The sequence below is a fragment of the Ectothiorhodosinus mongolicus genome (assembly GCF_022406875.1).
Classification (GTDB): Bacteria; Pseudomonadota; Gammaproteobacteria; order Ectothiorhodospirales; family Ectothiorhodospiraceae; genus Ectothiorhodospira; species Ectothiorhodospira mongolica.
Genome location: NZ_CP023018.1, coordinates 1,891,671 through 1,909,560, shown reverse-complemented (window position 1 = coordinate 1,909,560; position 17,890 = coordinate 1,891,671). Strand labels below are relative to the sequence as shown.

18 protein-coding genes are annotated in these 17,890 nt (G+C 59.1%); 8 read left to right on the top strand and 10 right to left on the bottom strand.

Annotated elements, in window-relative coordinates:
• Position 1 precedes the first annotated feature (1 nt).
• The 5 genes from CKX93_RS09260 to CKX93_RS09240 are packed head-to-tail and all read right to left on the bottom strand — an operon-like array spanning position 2 to position 3,442.
• The gene (locus tag CKX93_RS09260; protein ID WP_076754087.1) at positions 2-658 is read right to left on the bottom strand and encodes a response regulator; all 657 of its coding nucleotides are present in this window, start codon (positions 656-658) and stop codon (positions 2-4) included.
• A 7-nt stretch (positions 659-665) separates the two neighbouring features.
• On the bottom strand, positions 666-1,637 hold the full coding sequence (locus CKX93_RS09255) for a beta-ketoacyl-ACP synthase III (RefSeq protein WP_076754085.1): 972 nt from the start codon (positions 1,635-1,637) through the stop codon (positions 666-668).
• On the bottom strand, positions 1,634-2,668 hold the full coding sequence (gene plsX / locus CKX93_RS09250; RefSeq protein ID WP_076754084.1) for a phosphate acyltransferase PlsX: 1,035 nt from the start codon (positions 2,666-2,668) through the stop codon (positions 1,634-1,636). The genes CKX93_RS09255 and plsX overlap by 4 nt, the downstream gene beginning before the upstream one ends.
• Positions 2,669-2,678: 10 nt before the next feature.
• A complete protein-coding gene (gene rpmF / locus CKX93_RS09245; protein ID WP_076754082.1) occupies positions 2,679-2,873 on the bottom strand; it encodes a 50S ribosomal protein L32 in 195 nt (64 codons plus the stop codon).
• 20 nt (positions 2,874-2,893) lie between these two features.
• On the bottom strand, positions 2,894-3,442 hold the full coding sequence (locus tag CKX93_RS09240; protein WP_076754080.1) for a YceD family protein: 549 nt from the start codon (positions 3,440-3,442) through the stop codon (positions 2,894-2,896).
• A 158-nt stretch (positions 3,443-3,600) separates the two neighbouring features.
• On the opposite strand from CKX93_RS09240, the gene CKX93_RS09235 reads away from it, so the two are divergent.
• The gene (locus CKX93_RS09235; protein WP_076754079.1) at positions 3,601-4,194 is read left to right on the top strand and encodes a Maf family protein; all 594 of its coding nucleotides are present in this window, start codon (positions 3,601-3,603) and stop codon (positions 4,192-4,194) included.
• Positions 4,195-4,292: 98 nt separating this feature from the next.
• The gene (locus tag CKX93_RS09230; RefSeq protein ID WP_076754077.1) at positions 4,293-5,129 is read left to right on the top strand and encodes an ion transporter; all 837 of its coding nucleotides are present in this window, start codon (positions 4,293-4,295) and stop codon (positions 5,127-5,129) included.
• On the opposite strand, the gene ubiG is transcribed toward CKX93_RS09230, so the two are convergent.
• Genes ubiG through CKX93_RS09210 form a run of 4 tightly spaced genes read right to left on the bottom strand, consistent with a single transcriptional unit; the run spans position 5,101 to position 8,481 of the window.
• Positions 5,101-5,889, bottom strand: a complete 789-nt coding sequence (gene ubiG / locus CKX93_RS09225; protein WP_076754075.1) for a bifunctional 2-polyprenyl-6-hydroxyphenol methylase/3-demethylubiquinol 3-O-methyltransferase UbiG — start codon at positions 5,887-5,889, stop codon at positions 5,101-5,103. The two genes, CKX93_RS09230 and ubiG, sit on opposite strands and share 29 nt — an antisense overlap.
• Positions 5,890-5,923: 34 nt before the next feature.
• Positions 5,924-6,814: an NAD(P)-dependent oxidoreductase gene (locus tag CKX93_RS09220; RefSeq protein ID WP_234982753.1), complete on the bottom strand. Its 891-nt coding sequence runs from the start codon at positions 6,812-6,814 to the stop codon at positions 5,924-5,926.
• Positions 6,815-6,868: 54 nt separating this feature from the next.
• Positions 6,869-7,705, bottom strand: coding sequence for an ABC transporter permease (locus CKX93_RS09215; RefSeq protein ID WP_076754071.1), 837 nt, complete (start codon positions 7,703-7,705; stop codon positions 6,869-6,871).
• A gap of 5 nt (positions 7,706-7,710) precedes the next feature.
• A complete protein-coding gene (locus tag CKX93_RS09210) occupies positions 7,711-8,481 on the bottom strand; it encodes an ABC transporter ATP-binding protein (RefSeq protein WP_076754070.1) in 771 nt (256 codons plus the stop codon).
• Between the two features lie 111 nt (positions 8,482-8,592).
• Here CKX93_RS09210 and lexA point away from each other — a divergent pair, with 111 nt between their 5' ends.
• Together lexA and imuA are read left to right on the top strand one after the other, a co-directional pair.
• Entirely contained in the window at positions 8,593-9,195 is a 603-nt protein-coding gene (gene lexA, locus CKX93_RS09205) for a transcriptional repressor LexA (protein WP_076755137.1), read from the top strand.
• Between the two features lie 9 nt (positions 9,196-9,204).
• On the top strand, positions 9,205-9,804 hold the full coding sequence (gene imuA / locus CKX93_RS09200) for a translesion DNA synthesis-associated protein ImuA (RefSeq protein ID WP_076754068.1): 600 nt from the start codon (positions 9,205-9,207) through the stop codon (positions 9,802-9,804).
• A gap of 67 nt (positions 9,805-9,871) precedes the next feature.
• On the opposite strand, the gene pabB is transcribed toward imuA, so the two are convergent.
• The gene (pabB, locus tag CKX93_RS09195; RefSeq protein ID WP_076754066.1) at positions 9,872-11,329 is read right to left on the bottom strand and encodes an aminodeoxychorismate synthase component I; all 1,458 of its coding nucleotides are present in this window, start codon (positions 11,327-11,329) and stop codon (positions 9,872-9,874) included.
• A 13-nt stretch (positions 11,330-11,342) separates the two neighbouring features.
• On the opposite strand from pabB, the gene CKX93_RS09190 reads away from it, so the two are divergent.
• Genes CKX93_RS09190 through mobA form a run of 4 tightly spaced genes read left to right on the top strand, consistent with a single transcriptional unit; the run spans position 11,343 to position 17,877 of the window.
• The gene (locus CKX93_RS09190) at positions 11,343-12,524 is read left to right on the top strand and encodes an efflux RND transporter periplasmic adaptor subunit (protein WP_234982752.1); all 1,182 of its coding nucleotides are present in this window, start codon (positions 11,343-11,345) and stop codon (positions 12,522-12,524) included.
• A 43-nt stretch (positions 12,525-12,567) separates the two neighbouring features.
• Positions 12,568-15,672: an efflux RND transporter permease subunit gene (locus CKX93_RS09185; RefSeq protein ID WP_076755133.1), complete on the top strand. Its 3,105-nt coding sequence runs from the start codon at positions 12,568-12,570 to the stop codon at positions 15,670-15,672.
• A gap of 4 nt (positions 15,673-15,676) precedes the next feature.
• Positions 15,677-17,224 carry a TolC family protein gene (locus CKX93_RS09180; RefSeq protein ID WP_234982751.1) on the top strand — a complete coding sequence of 516 codons (1,548 nt, stop codon included), beginning with the start codon at positions 15,677-15,679 and terminating at the stop codon, positions 17,222-17,224.
• 35 nt (positions 17,225-17,259) lie between these two features.
• Positions 17,260-17,877: a molybdenum cofactor guanylyltransferase MobA gene (gene mobA, locus CKX93_RS09175; protein ID WP_076754065.1), complete on the top strand. Its 618-nt coding sequence runs from the start codon at positions 17,260-17,262 to the stop codon at positions 17,875-17,877.
• The last annotated feature ends 13 nt before the right edge of the window (positions 17,878-17,890 follow it).

Here is a 17,890-nt window from a genome sequence, read left to right as displayed (position 1 = left end):
GTTAGGCACGGGGGCTTTCCAGGCGGGTGATACCGTAGTCCAGCGCCAGGCGCAGCAGGTCCATGTCGCTGCGGCAGTCGAGTTTTTGGCGCAGGCGGGCTTTGTAGGTGCTCACGGTCTTGATGCTGAGATCTAGCTCGCGCGCCACGTCCATGGGCCGCATACCGCGCACCAATAGGATCAGCATCTGCCGCTCGCGCGGCGAGAGTTGGGTCATGCGCGTAGCGATCTCCGGCTGGCCCGGCAGGCTATCGGTGTTGGGGATTTGCCGCTGCCCTTGCATGGCGCCCAAAATCGCTTCCAAAAGCTGCTCGGCGCTGGCGTCTTTAGTGACGTAGGCGCTAATGCCGCAATCGCGAAACCAGTCGGGATAAGGGCTGTCGTCTTGCGCGGTCAGCACAATAATGCGAACCCCGGGATCGATGGCGCGCAGGCGGAGGCTGGCTTCGTAACCGCCCATACCGGGCATATGCAAGTCCATGAGCACCACATCAGGACGCAGCCGCGGCAGCACTTCCAGCGCCTCTTCACCGCTTTGCGCCTCACCAATAACCGTCACATTGGGCGATTCGATACTCTCGAGCATGCGGGCGATGGCGGTGCGCACCAGGGCATGGTCGTCAACCAAAAATACCGTGATGGGCAGCGCGCTAGCCATCGCGCAACTAGAAACGAACCAGCGCTGAACCCCAGGTAAAACCACCGCCAAAGGCTTCCATGAGCAGCAGCTGCCCGGGTTGGATACGGCCATCACGCACGGCCACATCTAAAGCCAAGGGTACGGAGGCCGCTGAGGTATTGCCGTGATCTTGAACCGTGACCACGACGCGCTCCATGGGGAGTTTTAACTTGCGCGCCGTCGCTTGAATAATGCGCACATTGGCTTGATGAGGGATGAGCCAGTCGAGGTCCGATTTGGCAAAGCCATTGGCCTCGAGCGTTTCCTCAGCAATCTTCCCTAAGGTATTGACTGCCCATTTAAAAACCTCATTACCTTTCATGTGCACATGGTGATCCCAGGCATCATGATCGGCCGGCGCTTTGCCCGGGCCACCGGGGACATGCAAGAGCGTACGATAGCGGCCATCAGCGTGCAGATGGGTGGCGATGATGCCCTGTTCGTCACTGGCTCCTAGCACCACAGCACCGGCGCCATCACCGAATAAGACGCAGGTGCCGCGGTCGGTCCAGTCAATGATGCGCGAGAAACTCTCAGCGCCGATGACCAGAGCGCGCTTGACGCTGCCATTGCGGATGAACTGATCAGCAATGCCCAGCGCATACACAAATCCCGTGCAGACAGCCTGAATATCAAATACCGGACAAGCGTTATGAATCCTCAAGCGTTGCTGCAGAATGGAGGCCGTGCTGGGAAAAATTTGGTCGGGCGTGGTGGTGGCGATGATGATGAGGTCGATCTCTTCAGGCCGGCAGCCAGCCATATCTAAAGCACAGCGCGCGGCTTGTTCCGCCAAGTCACAAGTCGATTCAGTATCGGAGACGATGTGGCGCTTGCGAATCCCGGTGCGCTCTTGAATCCAGGCATCGGAGGTCTCGACCATGGCCTCGAGGTCGTGGTTGGTGAGGACTTTTTCCGGCAAGTACCCGCCCGTGCCGAGGATTTTGGAATGGGTCACGCGGGCGCTGCCTTTTGTTGACTGAGCAGGGCTTCTAAGCGCTTGTCGATGCGTTGCGGGATGCTCTTTTGTGCCTCCATGCGGGCAATCCCGATGGCATTAGCAAAGGCTGCAGCGTCAGCACCGCCGTGGCTTTTGATGACGATACCCTGCAGGCCCAAAAGGCTGGCGCCATTGTAGCGGCCGGGGTCAATGCGCCGACGAAAGGCTTTGAGCACCGGCATCGCCAACAGGCCCGATAAGCGGGTTAACCAATTACGATTGAATTCCGTGCGCGCGAAGTGCGAGATCATGCGCGCCACGCCCTCGCTGGTTTTTAACGAGACATTGCCGATGAAACCATCACAAACCACGACATCAACGCGATCACCGTAAATATCGTTGCCTTCAACGAAGCCGATGTAGTTCAAGTGACTATTTTCCAATAGGCGCGCGGCTTGGCGGATGGCATCACTGCCTTTGATCTCTTCTTCACCGATATTCAGTAAGCCAATGCGCGGCGCGGGGATATTGTCGACGGCGCTAGCGAGCTCTGAACCCATGACCGCGAATTGGTAGAGATGCTCAGCGCTACAATCGACGTTGGCACCCAGATCCAACATATGGGTGTGACCGTCAATCGCGGGTATGGCGGTGATGATGGCAGGACGATCGATACCCGGTAGGGTTTTTAAGACGTAGCGGGCCGTGGCCATCAGAGCACCGGTGTTACCGGCACTCACGCAGGCCGCCGCTTCGCCCTGTTTGACCAGGTTCACAGCAACGCGCATTGAGGAGTCTTTTTTGTTACGCAGGGCCTGAGAGGGCAGCTCATCCATGCCCACGACTTCACTAGCGGGCTGGATGCGTATGCGCTCCCGCTCGCTGGCTTTCCAAGCCTTGAGTTCGGGCTCGATGGCGGCTGGCTGACCCACCAGAATCAAGGCGAGGTCATTGTACTCGCGCAGGGCCTGTTGGGCCGCTGGCACGATGACTGAGACGCCATGGTCACCCCCCATGGCGTCCAGAGCAATAGTGTAGGAGACTGCCATCGGCGGCAGCTTATTCCTCGTCAGCCGCCTCTTCGCGCGGCTTGATCACCTGGCGACCGCGGTAAAAGCCATCGGCGCTGATGTGATGCCGGCGATGCAGTTCACCCGTGGTGGGCTCGATCGACAGCGTCGGACCGGACAGCGCATCGTGGGAACGACGCATGCCGCGACGGGAGGGGGTGGTACGACCTTGTGCAACTGCCATGATGATTCTCCAGTAAAAACCTAATTCTTGCCCTTGTCTTGGCCTTTGAGTGCTTGCAGCACGGCAAAGGGATTATCCGACCGCTTTTGCCCTGCTTGCAGCTCAGCTGCCGTAAATTCTTTTTTCAGTCCCGCGGCGCAATTCGTATCCTCATGCAGCGGCGCGGCTGGCAGCGCTAGGAGCAGTTCGTCCTCCAACGCCACGATCACATCTAACTGTCCATCCTCTAACTCTACCGGCTCGGCTTCTGCCGTTTCGCCCCCAGCCGCATCGCGACTGAAAACATCGGTTACTGGTGTCCAAGCAAAGTCCGAGACCAGGTCCCAATCCATGCTCTGCAGGCAGCGTTGGCAGGTGAGTGCCACTGGCGCCTGTACCCTGCCCTGGATTCGGCAGCGCCCGGGGCGCGTCAACACAAACTCCAGTTCTGCCACGATTGGCCCACGCAGATCCACCACTGCTTCTGCCAACCGCGGAAAGTTTTTCACCGGCAAGCTGCCGCGCAGTGACTGTCCCCGGTTGGCCAGTAATAACGGATTGACCTGACGGGGCAAGGCTGCGACGGACATAAGCGCGCAATTCTAAGGTCTGGGACCATGGGTGTCAAAATAAAAACGGGCGTGTCTGCTTGAAAAGCCGCGCAGGCATCAAGGATACTGCCGGGGCTTTTTGACGCTGCCCTAGCGCCCCGCAATTTTGCACTGTCGCCTGCTGCCCTGAGAATTCTATGAGCAAACCCCTGATTTTGGCCTCGAGCTCTCCCTATCGCCGCGAATTACTCGAGCGCTTACGGCTGCCTTTCACGTGTTTCTCGCCGGATGTGGATGAGACTCGGCAGCCTGAGGAGAGCCCCGAAGCGATGGTGCTGCGTTTGTCACAGGCTAAGGCCCGGGCAGTGGCGACGGCGCTGGCTTCGCAGTATCCGGATGCATTGATCATCGGCTCGGATCAGTGCGCGGTGCTCGATGGGCAAGTACTGGGTAAGCCAGGCACCGAGGACAAGGCGATGGAACAGCTGCGCGCCTCGTCGGGTCGTTGTGTGACGCTGCATACCGGGCTTTGTCTTTACGATGGGGACTCGGGGGATGAGCAGCTGGATCGGGTCGATTTTAAGGTGCATTTTCGCGTCTTAAGCGATGCTGAGATCCAGCGATATATCGCGCTGGAGCAGCCGCTAAACTGTGCTGGCAGCGTCAAATCCGAGGGTCTGGGGGTGGCCCTGTTTGAGCGCCTGGAGGGCGAGGATCCCTCGGCGCTGATCGGCCTGCCTTTGATTCGATTGACGCGGATGCTGCGCGATGCAGGACACCCAGTTATTTAAATTGTAAAAATTGGGGACAGACCCCTTTTTTCGAAAAAAAAGGGGTCTGTCCCCAATTTTTATTGTCCCCAATTTTTATTTTGGAGGAAGGCTGAGCTATGTCGGTTGCTGTTGATTCTGGTCTTCGGGGCCGGCTGGGTGGTTTCATCGAGAACCGCACAACTCAGCGCCTGATTATCGCGCTGATTCTGATCAATGGGGTGATTTTGGGGCTAGAGACTTCCCCTGCCCTGATGGATCAGGTGGGCCCTTGGCTGATCGGCGCGGATCGCTTGATTCTGAGCGTTTTCGTGGTGGAGATATTAATCAAGCTGTTCGTGCAGCGCGCGGCGTTTTTCCGTCAACCTTGGAATGTGTTTGATTTTCTGGTGGTGAGCATCGCCTTAATTCCCACCAGCGGGCCGCTAGCGGTGCTGCGAATCCTCAGGCTGCTGCGCTTGGTGTCGATGGTGCCGAAGTTGCGCTTTATCGTCGAAGCGCTGCTCAAAGCTGTGCCAGGCATTTTGTCGATTTTCGGTTTATTGATCTTGCTGTTTTACGTGTTTGCGGTGATTGCCACCGGCCTGTTTGGCCAGCAATACCCGGAGTGGTTTGGCCATCTGGGGCGTTCGATGTACACGCTATTCCAGGTGATGACGCTCGAGAGCTGGTCGATGGGGATTTCGCGGCCAGTGATGGAGACCTTCCCTTGGGCTTGGGTGTTCTTCGTGCCTTTTATTTTGGTGGCGACCTTTACCATTTTGAACTTATTTATCGCCATTATCGTCAACACGATGCAGACACTAGCGGTGGAACAGCAGGAGTTTGAGCAAGAGACCATCGAGAAGGTGGTGCATAACGAAAGCGAGCAGCTGCATGATGATCTCAAGGCGCTGCATCGGGAGATTAGCGCTTTACGCGCAGAGATTAAGCAGCTGAAGTCCGGTCAGAACTGAGGCGGCGCCACATGAGCATGTAATTGATGCCCATGTATGGGGTCAGCGACATACCGCGAGTGAAGGGATTGACCCGCACACCCGTGCGCTCGATGACCTCCAAACTGTCTCGATTGAGCAGCTCCTCTAGTGTTCTCGGCGGCACGAAGCGGCGCCACTGATGAGTGCCTTTGGGTAGCCAGCCGAGCACATATTCAGCACCAAAAATCGCGGTGAAACCGGCGATCCAAGTGCGATTTAAGGTGGCGATGAAGCCCAAGCCGCCGGGCTTGACGAGCTGGTTGCAGGCGGCCATGAACCCGGGCAAATCCGCCACATGCTCCACCACTTCCATATTCAGCACGACGTCATATTGCGCACCGGTGGCGGCCAGCTCTTCGACAGCGATGCATTCATAGCGCAGGTCAAGCCCGCTGTTTTGCGCATGCTGCTCGGCGATGAAGATGTTGCGTGGCGTGACATCAACGCCATGGACGCGGGCGCCGAGTTCTGCCATCGCCTCGCTGAGAATACCGCCGCCACAGCCAATGTCGAGAATCTCTAGGCCGGTAAGCGGCTGGGGCTGTTGCGGATCGCGGCCCAGATAGTGGCAGAGCTGGTCACGAATGTAGCCGGTACGCACGCAGTTGAGCGTGTGTAATGGCCAGAACGGCCCGCTGGGATCCCACCAGCTTTTTGCCAGCTGGGTATAGCGCTCGACTTCTTGGGGATCGATGGAGCTGGCCATGTCAGCGCTCTGCTGGCGGTTAGGACTTGTCATTGCCGGGACGCGTCATCTTTTGGACTGATCATCGTTAGCTCTGACCCGCGAGCTTCCTTTGAAGTTCGGCGACGACAGCGGAATCCTCTTCGCCGCGCCCCTGCTCCGCCATGGTGTGCAGCCATTGGGCGGCCAGCGAGGCACCCATCAGCGGCACGCCGAGTTGCTGAGCCGCTTGAACGACGATGCCCATGTCTTTGCTGTGCAAGCGGGTTTTGAAGCCCGGTGGGTAGGCGCGATCGAGCATGCGCTGACCATGGACTTCCAGCACTTTTGAATAAGCCAGACCGCCGAGCAGCGCCTCGCGCATGGCTGCGGGATCCACACCGCCGGCTTCGGCCAAGGAAATAGCTTCGGAGACGGCAACCAATGACTGGGCGACGATGAGCTGGTTGCAGGCCTTGGTGATTTGCCCGGCGCCGTGATCGCCGACGTGGGTGATTTTGCCGGCGACGCAGTCGATGATCGGCCGCAGCTTTTCGAGCACAGGGGCTTTACCGCCGACCATCACCGTGAGCGTGCCGGCGATGGCGCCGGCTTCACCGCCGGAGACCGGGGCATCAAGAAAGTCGATGCCCATTTCCGCCAGCGCCTCAGCCATATAACGGGTGCGCACCGGACAAATGGTGCTGTGGTCAATGACCGTGAATCCGGAGCTGGCGGTTTCTTTAACGCCGCTAGGTCCGAGCAGGATTTGTTCAACATCGGGGGTGTCTGAGACGTTGGTAATGAGCACATCGACGCTTTGGATGAGCTCGGTGAGGCTATTATGGGCGTTGGCGCCAGCGGCTTTAAGCGGCTCCAGCGACTCGGGACGGCGGGCCCAGATATGAAGTTCATGGCCACCGTTTTGCACATGCAGGCTCATGGGTCGACCCATAATACCCAGTCCAACGCAGCCAACTTTCATGCGATTTTCGCTCATGTGCGAGGTCCTATGTTTAAGGTGCGCTTGGGGGTCATGCGCAGGTTTCCATCGTTAGAACAGCAGCCGCTTTTTTAACAGGGCGGTGGCGATACTTAAAGCTGCGAGGCCGTATGCCAAGACAACGCCAAGGTGCAGCAGAACTTGGGTAGGCCATTGCCCGATGATCAGCGGGCGTACGAGCTCGATGACATGATACAGCGGCAGCCAGACCATGACTTGGCTGACGACGGGAGGCAGCTGATCCATGGGAAAAAATACACCAGATAGCAATAACATAGGCGTTAAAATTAATGTGAAATAGTAAAGAAAGAAATCGTAGCTACGCGATACGGCGGTCATGATCATCGCCATGGAACCAAAGGTGAAGCCAGCGAGAAAGACGACGGGCAGGGAGAGTAACGCACGGGCATCGGCGACTAGGCCAAGCACTGATGCGACCACCAACATGGCGCTAGCGGCAAATAAGGCTTTGGTGGCGGCCCAGAGCACTTCACCAAAGACGATGTCGTCTAGGTTGAGCGGAGCACCGAGCATGGCATCCCAGGTTTTTTGTTCGGACATGCGGGTGTAGGCCGAGTACATGCCCTCGAAGCTGGAGGTGTTCATGGCGCTGGAGCAGATGATGCCGGAGGCGAGAAACACGATGTAGGGGATGTCGCCGACCTCACCAATCAAAAGGCCAAAGCCAAAGCCAAAGGCCAGTAGGTACAGCACCGGCTCGCCGAAGTTACCCATGATCGAGGGCAGCATGATTTTGCGCCAGACGCGTAGGTTTCGCCGCCAAACGGGCAATGCGCGCAGGCTCAAGCGTGGCAGAGTGGTACGCAACGGGTTAGGCCGAGACTGGGTTGTGGCCTTGGGCGCGGCTTTGGTGGGGGCGTTGGGCATGGGCTCTAGTCGCGCAGCTCGTGGCCGGTGAGTTTGATGAATACTGTTTCCAGATCCTTAGCCTTATGCTCTTGAATCAGGGCTTGGGGGCTGCCGCAAGCAACGACTCGACCCTGATCAATGATGGCCAGGCGATCGCAAAGGCGCTCAGCCTCTTCCATGTAATGGGTAGTGAGAATGAGGGTCGTACCCCGTTTTTGCAGTTCTTTGAGGCGCTGCCAGATGTGATGGCGGGCCTGAGGATCCATACCGGTGCTAGGCTCGTCGAGGATGACCAGTTCGGGGTTATTGATGAGCGCGCGAGCGAGCATCAGGCGCCGACGCATGCCGCCGGAGAGCTGGCTGATGCGCGCGGTCTGGCGCTCTTTCAGGTTGGCGAAGATGAGCAACTCATCGACGCGGCGCAAGCGCTCTGCCCCACCCAGACCAAAGTACTCCGCATAGGTGTAGAGGTTCTCCCAAACCGTGAAGTCAGGATCGAGATTATCAAATTGGGGTACGACCCCTAAATTTTGGCGCGCTTCACGGGCCATGGCCGGGACGGGATAGCCCAGGACCGTGAGCTCCCCTGCATCGGGCGGGGTGTGGCCTAGGAGCATGCGCAAGGTGGTGGTTTTGCCGGCGCCGTTGGGCCCGAGCAGGCCGAAAAATTCGCCGGGTCGCACAGCGAGGTCGATATGGTCGACGACGATGCGCCCGTCATAGGTTTTGAGCAGACCTCGGGCCTCGGCGATGGCCGCTTCGGGAGGGCTTGAGGTGACGGCAGCAGAGGTCATGGCACACGCGGATCGGGGGACGCAGGGATGCTGGCATAGCGGATGGTGGGTTTCAAGCAGGTTGTCTCTTGGTGGGGTTTTGGCGTACTGTATATAAATACAGGTAAAATTATGGATAAAGCACTCACTCCCCGCCAACAGCAGATTCTGGATTTTATTCGCAGCGCGCAGAATGAGCGGGGCATGCCGCCAACGCGTGATGAGATTATGCGTGCTTTTGGCTTTCGCTCACCCAATGCGGCGGAGTGTCACTTGCGGGCGCTGCAGAAAAAGGGGGTGCTGCGCCTGACCTCGGGGGTTTCGCGGGGCATCCAGCTGACCCAGCCAGGCGGTATGCCGCTGATTGGGCGGGTGGCAGCCGGGCATCCGATTTTGGCGGTGGAGCATATCGAGGATCATTTTCATATTGATGCGCGCTTGTTTAAGCCGGCGCCGGATTATCTGTTGCGGGTGCAGGGTGACAGCATGATCAATGCCGGCATTCATGATGGCGATTTGTTGGCGGTGCATCGCACGCAGGTGGCAGAGCCTGGCCAAATCGTCGTGGCGCGCCTGGATGATGAGGTGACGGTGAAGCGGCTGCATCGCCAGGGGCAGCGGCTACAATTGCTCGCTGAGAACCCCGCCTACCCGCCTATCGATCTGGATCCGGACAAGACCTCTTTGTGCATTGAAGGGATTAGCGTTGGCGTGATTCGCCCGCAGCCACAGTAGGTGTGTGCGATGCGCGATCCGGTGGCGCTGAAACAACTGCTGGAGCAACGCTCCGATATCTGGCGGGCCGGTGAGAGTGCGGGCGGGCAACAACAGCCGCGTCTATCAACCGAAGATGCGCGGCTGGATGCGCGTTTAGGCGGCGGCTGGCCTATGGGGCAGCTAACAGAATTGCTCTTGGATGCACCAGGCATCGGCGAGATCAGTCTATTGGCGCCGTGTTTGGCGCAGCTCACCCAACAGCAACGCATTATCGCTTTGGTGGCGCCGCCCTATATTCCTTATGCGCCGGCCTTAGTGGCGGCTGGCTTGGCTTTGGAACGGGTGTTGGTGATTCGACCACGCGCCGCGGAACAGGCACTGTGGGCGTGTGAGCAGATTTTGCGCGATGGCAGTGTGGCGGCGGCGCTGTTTTGGCCTGAGCGGGTGACGGCTTTGCAGTTGCGGCGCTTGCAGCTGGCTGCGGCTCAAGGGGCATGTTGCGGCTTTATTTATCGCCACAGTCGCTGGGCGGCAAGCGCTTCGACGGCGGCGCTGCGCTTGCGGCTTTATCCGGATCAGCCTTGTCGGCCACGCATTGAGGTGTTGAAAAATCGCGGGGTGGCTTGAGCTTCTTAATTGGCTCGTGTTAATTGGCTCGTGGGATGGCTTTTCTCGGGCCGTTGTGGCGCGGGCATTAGCTATTGGTGAGAATGGCGCGCAGGGCTGAGGCTTTGTCGAGCGTTTCTTGGTATTCCTGGGCGCAATCCGAATCGCTGGTGATGCCGCCGCCGGAGCCAAAATAAATCTGTCCCCTTTTGTGGAGCGCGGTGCGGATGGCGATGTTGGTGTTGAGGTTGCCGTCAAAGCCGAGGGTGCCGATGGCGCCGCAGTAGATGCCGCGGCGATGCGGCTCGAGTTCCTCGATGATTTGCATGGCGCGCAGTTTGGGGGCGCCAGTGATGGAGCCACCGGGGAAGCTGGCAGCGAGCAGATCTATGGCATCTTTGCCGGGGGCGAGCTGGCCGGTGACGGTACTCACCAGATGATGCACGTTGGCGTAGCTTTCTAAGGTGAACAGCTGCGGCACTTGGATGCTGCCCGGCGTGCAGCAGCGGCCGAGGTCGTTACGCAATAGATCAACGATCATGAGGTTTTCGGCGCGGTCTTTCAGGCTTTCTTGGAGGCATCTCGCCTCTTGTGCATCTTGCTCTGCATCGGGGTGACGCGGCCGCGTGCCTTTGATCGGTCGGGTGGTGACAGTGCCCTGCTCTAGCCGCAGAAAACACTCTGGTGAGTTACTCAGAATCTCGAACTCCGGGAGTTTGAGGTAGGCGCCATAGGGTGCGGGGCTGTCGTGTCGCAGCTTGAGGTAAGCGGCGAAGGGGTCGCCGGTGACCTCGGCGCAAAAGCGCTGTGCGAGATTCACTTGATAGCAGTCACCATCGCGGATGTAGTCCTGCAGACGCGCGAAAGCGCCAGCATATTGCTCAGCCGTGAGGTTGCTGCGCAACTTTGAACGAGATTGAAATGGGGTACGACCCCACTCAGCGAAAGATGGGGTACGACCCCAACTAGCGGTGCTCGTTGGGGTCGTACCCCATTGGTTGAAGTAGTCCACAAGGGTGGGCCAGGCGTCGCGGGTGGCGGGGGTGTGGCCTTGGCCGACGAGCCAGACGGCGGATTCTTGATGGTCGACGAGGATGGCCCAGTCGTAGATGCCGAGGGTCATGAGGGGGATGCTGGGTTCATCACGAGCTTGGGTGGGGAGCGACTCGAGACTGCGGCCGAGATCATAGGACCAATAGCCAGCGGCGCCCCCGAAAAACGGCAGCGCTTGCTTTGCGTCAATGGTAGGGCACATCAGGGGGGCTAAGCTGCGCCGCAGCACGTGTAAAGGTGGTTCAATGGAGGTGCTGACACTTTGCCGCACCAGCTCGGAATCCAAACCACCATCCCAGTGAGTGATTTCGGTGCCGTGGGCATGGCTAACCAGCGTGATCCAGGGCACCAAACACAAGACATCCCAACGTGCACGGCCTGAACCGCTGTCCAACCAGATGGCATAATCGCGATCGGCGAATGCGGCGAATAAAGCGGCACTGTCGGACGGGCAATCGAGCCGGACACAGCGGGGATAAGAACTAATCGACATAAGCGGCATTCTAATGCAAGCAATGACACTCACTGAAAACAAAAAGAAAGCGCTGGTCCTGGGTCTGGGAGCGATCGGCGCATTATTGGTATTTTTGTGGCTGCAAAGCGGCGATGAGGCGGATACCGCGCCAACGCGCGCAGCCGCCAGCGTCGCGGTCACGGCCAGCGATGTCATGGTGCAAGACATCACCCAACAACTACGGGTCAGCGGCACTTTGGCGGCAGCGCAGCGCGTGGAGATCCCGGCGCGGGTGGCCGGACGGCTGAATCACCTAGCCGTGGATATCGGCGATACAGTACGCAGCGGCGATCTGTTGGCGGAATTAGAAGACGATATTTATCGCCAAGAATATTCTCAAGCGCAGGCTGAACGCGATGTCAGCCGTGCCAATTTAGCGGAAGCGGAAGCCGCCTTGGCTCAGACTCGACGGGCTTTGGAGCGCACGCGCGAGCTCAGAGCCCAAGGCATTGCCGCACAGCTAGAGCTGGAAACGGCCGAGACCGATGTGGCGGCGCAAGAGGCACGCGTGCAGCTGGCCGCCTCCCAAATTGCGCAGCGCGAGGCGGCACTCGAAAACGCTCGCACGCGCTTAACGTATACCCGCCTCATTGCCGATGGCGACGATACCGAGCAGGAATGGCAGGTGGCGGATCGCTTTGTCGATGTAGGGAGTATTTTGCAGGCCAATACCCCGGTCATGGCCTTGGTGACCCAAAACCCGCTGCGTGCCCAGGTGTTTGTCACCGAGCGCGATTATGCGTTTTTAAGCAGCGGACAAAGCGCGCGCATCGTAACGATCGCCTGGCCTGACGAGGATTTCATGGGGCGGGTAAAGCGCATTGCGCCGGAGTTTCGCGAAGCTTCAAGACAAGCGCGAGTGGAAATTGAAGTCCCCAACGACCAAGGCCGCCTAAGACCCGGCATGTTTGTTGAGGTGCGTATTGCCACACGTACGGTGAGTGATGCCGTGACCGTGCCGATCGACGCTTTGATCACCCGCGATGGGCGCCAAGGCGTTTATCTGCTGGAGCGTGATGATGATGACGATCTGCGCGCGCGTTTTGTGGCCATCACTCCGGGCATCGAAGAAGCTGGCCGGCTGCAGGTGGTTAGCCCTGAGCTCTCCGGGCGGGTGGTGACTTTGGGGCAGCATCTGTTGAGCGACGGCACCCGCGTCAGGGTCAGCCGATGAGCGCTTACATCAGCAGCGTCATGAGCGATGAGGTGCGCCGATGATCAATCCGGCACGCTTTACGGTGCCGCGTCCGGTGTTCACCAGCATGGTGACGCTGATTGTCGTGACCTTGGGGCTGATGTCGCTGTTTCGACTACCCATTGATTTGTTGCCGGATCTCACCTTCCCCACCATCAGTATCACCACGACCTATGAGAACGCCGGACCAGAGGAGATCGAGCAGCTGGTGACGCGCATCGTCGAGGAAGCTGTGTCGGCGGTACCGGGCGTCGAGCAGGTGACCAGCACCTCGTCTGAGGGCACCAGCAGCGTGCGCGTCTCGTTCACGTGGGGCACGAACCTGGATGAGGCGACCAACGATATTCGCGATCGCTTGGATCGCATCATCAATGCCCTGCCTGATGATATCGACCGGCCGCGGGTAAGGCGTTTTGATAGTGCGGCGGCGCCGATCATGTTGATTGGCATCGCGGCCGAGCTGGACCCTATTGAGCTGCGGCGCTTGATTGATGATCGCCTAAGGCCGCGGCTTGAGCGCGTGCCTGGGGTAGCCGCGGCGGATGTCTGGGGTGGTCTGGAGCGCGAGATTCGCGTTGAAGTTGATGCTGAGCGGCTTCAGGCCTTGCAGCTGAGTCTTGAAGATATTCGCCAAGCGCTCAGAGAAGCCAACATCATCGTGCCGGCGGGCGAGCTAGCGCGGGGGCGCTTGGATATGCGGCTGCAGACGCCGGGTGAATTCACGCGCATCGAAGACGTGCGCAATAGCGTGATTGCACTGCGTGATGGCGCGCCCATTTATCTGCATCAAGTGGCGCAGGTACGCGACACCCACCAACGCCTGACCCGCCTGATCCGCATTAACGGCGTGCCCGGTGTGCGCCTAGCGATCCAAAAACAATCCGATGCCAATACCGTGCGCGTGGCCCAGGCAGTGCGTGAGGAAGTCACACGCCTGCGGGCGGAGTTTCCGCAACTGGGGATTGATGACAGCATCGATTCAGCGCGCTTCATCGAACGCTCCATCAGCAATATCGGCCGGGCACTGATGTATGGCGGCAGTCTGGCGGTGTTGGTATTGTTGTTCTTTTTGCGGCATTTGCGCTTTACCCTGGTGGCTGCCACGGCGATTCCTGTGTCGATTATCGCCACCTTTGGTTTAATTTATTTTGGCGGCTTCACTCTAAACTTGATGACTCTGGGCGGCCTAGCGCTGGGCGTGGGCCTGATGGTAGATAACGCCATTGTGGTGATCGAGAACATCGCCCGGCGTCGCCAACAAGATGGCCTGGAGATTGCAGATGCGGCGCGTGAAGGCACGGCTGATGTGGCCGCGGCCATCACCGCCAGCACCTTAACCACATTAGCGATTTTCTTGCCGCTGTTTTTCGCGCAGGAACTGGCCGGGGTGTTGTTTAAACAGCTGGCTTTTGTGGTGGCCTTTGCGCTCTTTTGTTCGTTATTGGTGGCCTTGACCCTGGTGCCGATGCTGATGGGGCGTGAGGTGATGATCCGGCCTCGCCCTGCCCCAGCGCGCATTGCCTCGGTGGGACAGTGGGCCGGCTCAATCGTGGCGCAGATCGAGGCGCGCTACCTCAAGGCTTTGGATGGGGCGCTGGAGCACCGCAAGAAAACCGTGGCAAGTGCCGCGGCGATTTTCCTCGGTTCGCTTTTGCTCATACCCAGTTTGGGGACCGAGTTTATGCCCGCCACCGATGAAGGCGAGCTGCGCCTGACGGTGGTGATGGAGCCTGGTACGCGGCTAGAAGTCTTGGATGACACCGTGCGCCAGGTGGAAGCCATTTTGGATGAGCGGGTGCCAGAGCTGCGCACGTTAATCAGCAGCATCGGCGCCTCAGGTTTTCGTGCGACTTCGCCTTCGACCGCCAGCATGCGCATTTCTCTCGTACCCCAAGCCCAGCGCAGCCGCTCGACCGAGGAGATCGCGCGTGAGTTGCGGCGCCATGTCGGCGCCATCCCCGGGGCCACGGTGCGGATTCGCGCCAGCTCGGGGATGATGATGGGTGGCATGGGCGCCGGCGGTGACAGTGAAGAGCGCCTGGCCATGGAGATTCGCGGCTTTGATTTACGCATGATCGATGCCGTCGCCGAGGAAGTGCAGCAGCGCATTACCGGTATCGAGGGCATTACCGATGTGCGCCTAGGTCGTGAGGGTGGCCGTGAACAGCAAGAGGTGATCATCGATCGGGCCCGAGCGGCGGATTTGGGGGTGAGTGTTAGCCTGATTGCGCGCAGCCTTGAGACCACAATCAGCGGCGGTAGTGCCGGGCAGTTTCGAGATCGCAGCACGGAAAGCCGTATTTGGGTGCAGCTGCGTGATGCTGAGCTCATGAGCCTAGATGAGATTTTGACGCTGACCGTGCCCGGGCGCGATGGGCCAGTCATGCTGGGTAATGTCGTGCGCTTTGAGCCGAGCATTGCGCCGCTGCAAATTCAGCGCATCGAACAGCAGCGCGTCAATACCGTGAATGCCAATATTTCCGGTCGGGATTTGGGTTCTATCGTCGCTGATGTGCGCGCTGAGTTGGCACAAATCGCCCTGCCCCGGGATATCGATATTCGCTTTGCCGGCGATGTCGAAGAACAGCAGCGAGCGTTCACTGAGCTCGGTTTTGCGCTGCTGGTGGCGATCGCCTTGGTGTACATGGTGATGGCCAGTCTCTATGAGTCGCTCAAAGATCCCTTTATCGTCATGTTCGCTGTGCCTTTGGGCATTGTTGGCGTGATCGTCATGCTGCTTTTATCGAACACAACGATCAATGTGCAATCGCTGATTGGCACCATCATGTTGGTGGGGATCTCGGTGAATAACGCGATTTTGCTGGTGGATCAAAGTGCGCGCCTGCATCGCGGTGAACAAATGCCGGTATTTGACGCAGTGCGTGAGGCGGCGCGGCGGCGCTTGCGACCGATTTTGATGACCTCGCTGACCACCATTTTGGCGATGATCCCGCTGGCCTTAGGTTTTGGCGAGGGTGGTGAGGCACAGGCGCCGATGGCCCGCGCTTTGATTGGCGGACTGGTGAGTTCGACGATGATCACCCTGTTATTGATGCCGGTGTTGTACACCCTCTTCCACCGGCAAAAACCGCTCACGGAGGCTGCGCATGCGCCGGCTGCATCTTAAGCCAATGAGACAGTTGCGCGATAAGGCGATGCGCACAGCCGCCCACCTCGGCTTGGCCTTGGGCCTAACCCTCGCCATGGGCATAGCCCCATCGCTTTCGGACGAATGGGGTCAGACCCCATCTGTGTCATCTTTGGCGCTGTCGGTGGAGGATGCGGTGTTTATGGCGTTGGAGCGCAATCGGGCTTTGGCGGTGGAGATGCTGCAGCCGCAGATTACCGGCACCTTTGCGGCGATCGAGCGTGCTGCTTTTGATCCAGTGATATTTGGGGAACTGCGCGTTGGTGAAACCGAAGAATTGCGCCAATTTGATCAAGCTGCTTTGGAGCAAACCTTTGTGCGTTCCGAACGTGATGAGCTGCAGCTGGGCCTGCGGCAAACCTTGCCTACGGGCACTGAGCTGGAATTGGTCTTTCGGACACAACGCAGTGACTCTTCCCTACCCCGCATCGATGAGCAATTCTCCGCGCGCGGCGGCCTAAGCCTAACGCAGGCCTTGCTGCAGGGTGCGGGACTGGGCACCAATCTGGCGCGGCTGAGACAGGCGCGTCTGGATACTGAGGCATCGGAATATGAATTCCGCGGCTTCGTGGAGAACTTGGTGGCCGATGTCGAAGCCACCTATTGGGATTACGTGCTGGCCAGCGAGCGGGTGCGGATTTTTGAACAGGCGCTGGAAGTGGCCTCGCAGCAACTGACCGAGACCCGCCAGCGCATCGCTGTGGGACAACGGCCTGAGACGGAAGAGACCTCGGCTTTGGCTGAGGAAGCGCTGCGCCTTCAGGGCTTGATTAATGCGCGGGCTGAGCGGGCACGCGCGCGCATGCGGCTGCTGCAACTCGTCAATGCCACCGATATGGGCTGGGAGACGCCGATCACACCCTTGGATGAGGCCCAAGGTGAGCTGCCCAGCATTGAGCCGGTGGATGCCTATTTGGCACTAGCCGCTGAGCTGCGGCCGGCATTGAATGAGGCGCGGCTGCGGGTGGCGCGCGGGGATTTAGAGGTAGTGCGCACGCGTAATGGGCTGCTACCGCGCTTGGATTTGTTTATCACTTTGGGCCAATCGGGCTATGCCGATAGTTTTAGCCAGGCATGGCGGGAGACCGACGGGCCGGGTTATGACTACAGCGTGGGGCTACGTCTAGAAGTGCCGATCGGCAACCGCGCAGCGCGTGCTGAGGCCTCTCGGGCACGCCTGTCGCGCGAGCAGGCTCAAGAAGCCCTAGGCAATCTCGAGCAGCTCAGCGCGTTGGATGTGCAGCAGGCATGGCTAGAGGCGCAGCGCACGCGGGAGCAGATTCGCGCCACCCGCTTAACCCGCGAGTTACAGGCGGAAGTGCTGCGTACCGAGCAAGTGCGTTTTCGCGTGGGCTCAGGCACGGCTTTGGCGGTATCGCGGGCTGAGCGCGACCTTCTGGAAAGCCAGCTCGATGAGGTTGAGGCGGTGATTCGTTATCGCCAGGCGGTGATTGAACTGTATCGCCAAAGCGGCAGTTTGCTGCTGCATCGGGGCATTGATGCCCCCGGCCCGATCGGTTTTGACTCTTGAAACCCTGAGGCACTCTCAGGTATACCCTAATTCTAATGATAAAAAATAATGCCCAACGCGGGCGAACGGGACTCACCGGCTTAGTACTTGCCGGCGGTCAGGCGCAGCGTATGGGTGGCGAGGAGAAAGGCCTGATCGTTGTCCAAGGCCAGTCGATGTTGGCTTGGGTATTGGCGCGATTGGTGCCCCAGGTGGAGGATGTGTTGATTAGTGCCAATCGACAGTTGGACGATTATGCGCGCTTGGGTCATCCGGTGGTGACCGATGCCGGCAACTCCCAAGGCCCGCTGTCGGGTCTTGTGGCCGGCATGCAGAGCCCGGGGGTGGAGCGTTTGATCACCTGCCCTTGCGATGCACCGCTTCTTCCCCTAGATCTCGCAGAGCGCTTGGAGACGGCGCGTGAACAGCAGTCTGCTCCCATCGCGGTGGCGCATGATGGGGTTCGCCTACAGCCCCTGTTTGCTTCAATTCCCACATCGATTCGCGGTGAACTTGCATCTTTCCTGGCAGCGGGAGAGTCTCGGGTCATGGCCTGGCTGGAACGTCACAGTGTGGCCATTGCGGACTTCTCGGATCAGCGAGAGGCGTTTGTGAACATCAATACGCCGGAGTCGCTGGCTGAGCTAGAAGCCAATTGGAGTGCGAGCCCATGAGCGTAAAAAGCAT

Coding starts and splice junctions, on each gene's coding strand:
- ubiG (WP_076754075.1), bottom strand. CDS start 5,889: ATGACAAGTCCTAACCGCCAGCAGAGCGCTGACATGGCCAGCTCCATC.
- CKX93_RS09235 (WP_076754079.1), top strand. CDS start 3,601: ATGAGCAAACCCCTGATTTTGGCCTCGAGCTCTCCCTATCGCCGCGAA.
- rpmF (WP_076754082.1), bottom strand. CDS start 2,873: ATGGCAGTTGCACAAGGTCGTACCACCCCCTCCCGTCGCGGCATGCGT.
- CKX93_RS09230 (WP_076754077.1), top strand. CDS start 4,293: ATGTCGGTTGCTGTTGATTCTGGTCTTCGGGGCCGGCTGGGTGGTTTC.
- lexA (WP_076755137.1), top strand. CDS start 8,593: ATGGATAAAGCACTCACTCCCCGCCAACAGCAGATTCTGGATTTTATT.
- CKX93_RS09180 (WP_234982751.1), top strand. CDS start 15,677: ATGAGACAGTTGCGCGATAAGGCGATGCGCACAGCCGCCCACCTCGGC.
- CKX93_RS09220 (WP_234982753.1), bottom strand. CDS start 6,814: ATGAGCGAAAATCGCATGAAAGTTGGCTGCGTTGGACTGGGTATTATG.
- CKX93_RS09210 (WP_076754070.1), bottom strand. CDS start 8,481: ATGACCTCTGCTGCCGTCACCTCAAGCCCTCCCGAAGCGGCCATCGCC.
- CKX93_RS09190 (WP_234982752.1), top strand. CDS start 11,343: ATGCAAGCAATGACACTCACTGAAAACAAAAAGAAAGCGCTGGTCCTG.
- CKX93_RS09240 (WP_076754080.1), bottom strand. CDS start 3,442: ATGTCCGTCGCAGCCTTGCCCCGTCAGGTCAATCCGTTATTACTGGCC.
- mobA (WP_076754065.1), top strand. CDS start 17,260: ATGATAAAAAATAATGCCCAACGCGGGCGAACGGGACTCACCGGCTTA.
- imuA (WP_076754068.1), top strand. CDS start 9,205: ATGCGCGATCCGGTGGCGCTGAAACAACTGCTGGAGCAACGCTCCGAT.
- CKX93_RS09260 (WP_076754087.1), bottom strand. CDS start 658: ATGGCTAGCGCGCTGCCCATCACGGTATTTTTGGTTGACGACCATGCC.
- pabB (WP_076754066.1), bottom strand. CDS start 11,329: ATGTCGATTAGTTCTTATCCCCGCTGTGTCCGGCTCGATTGCCCGTCC.
- CKX93_RS09215 (WP_076754071.1), bottom strand. CDS start 7,705: ATGCCCAACGCCCCCACCAAAGCCGCGCCCAAGGCCACAACCCAGTCT.
- plsX (WP_076754084.1), bottom strand. CDS start 2,668: ATGGCAGTCTCCTACACTATTGCTCTGGACGCCATGGGGGGTGACCAT.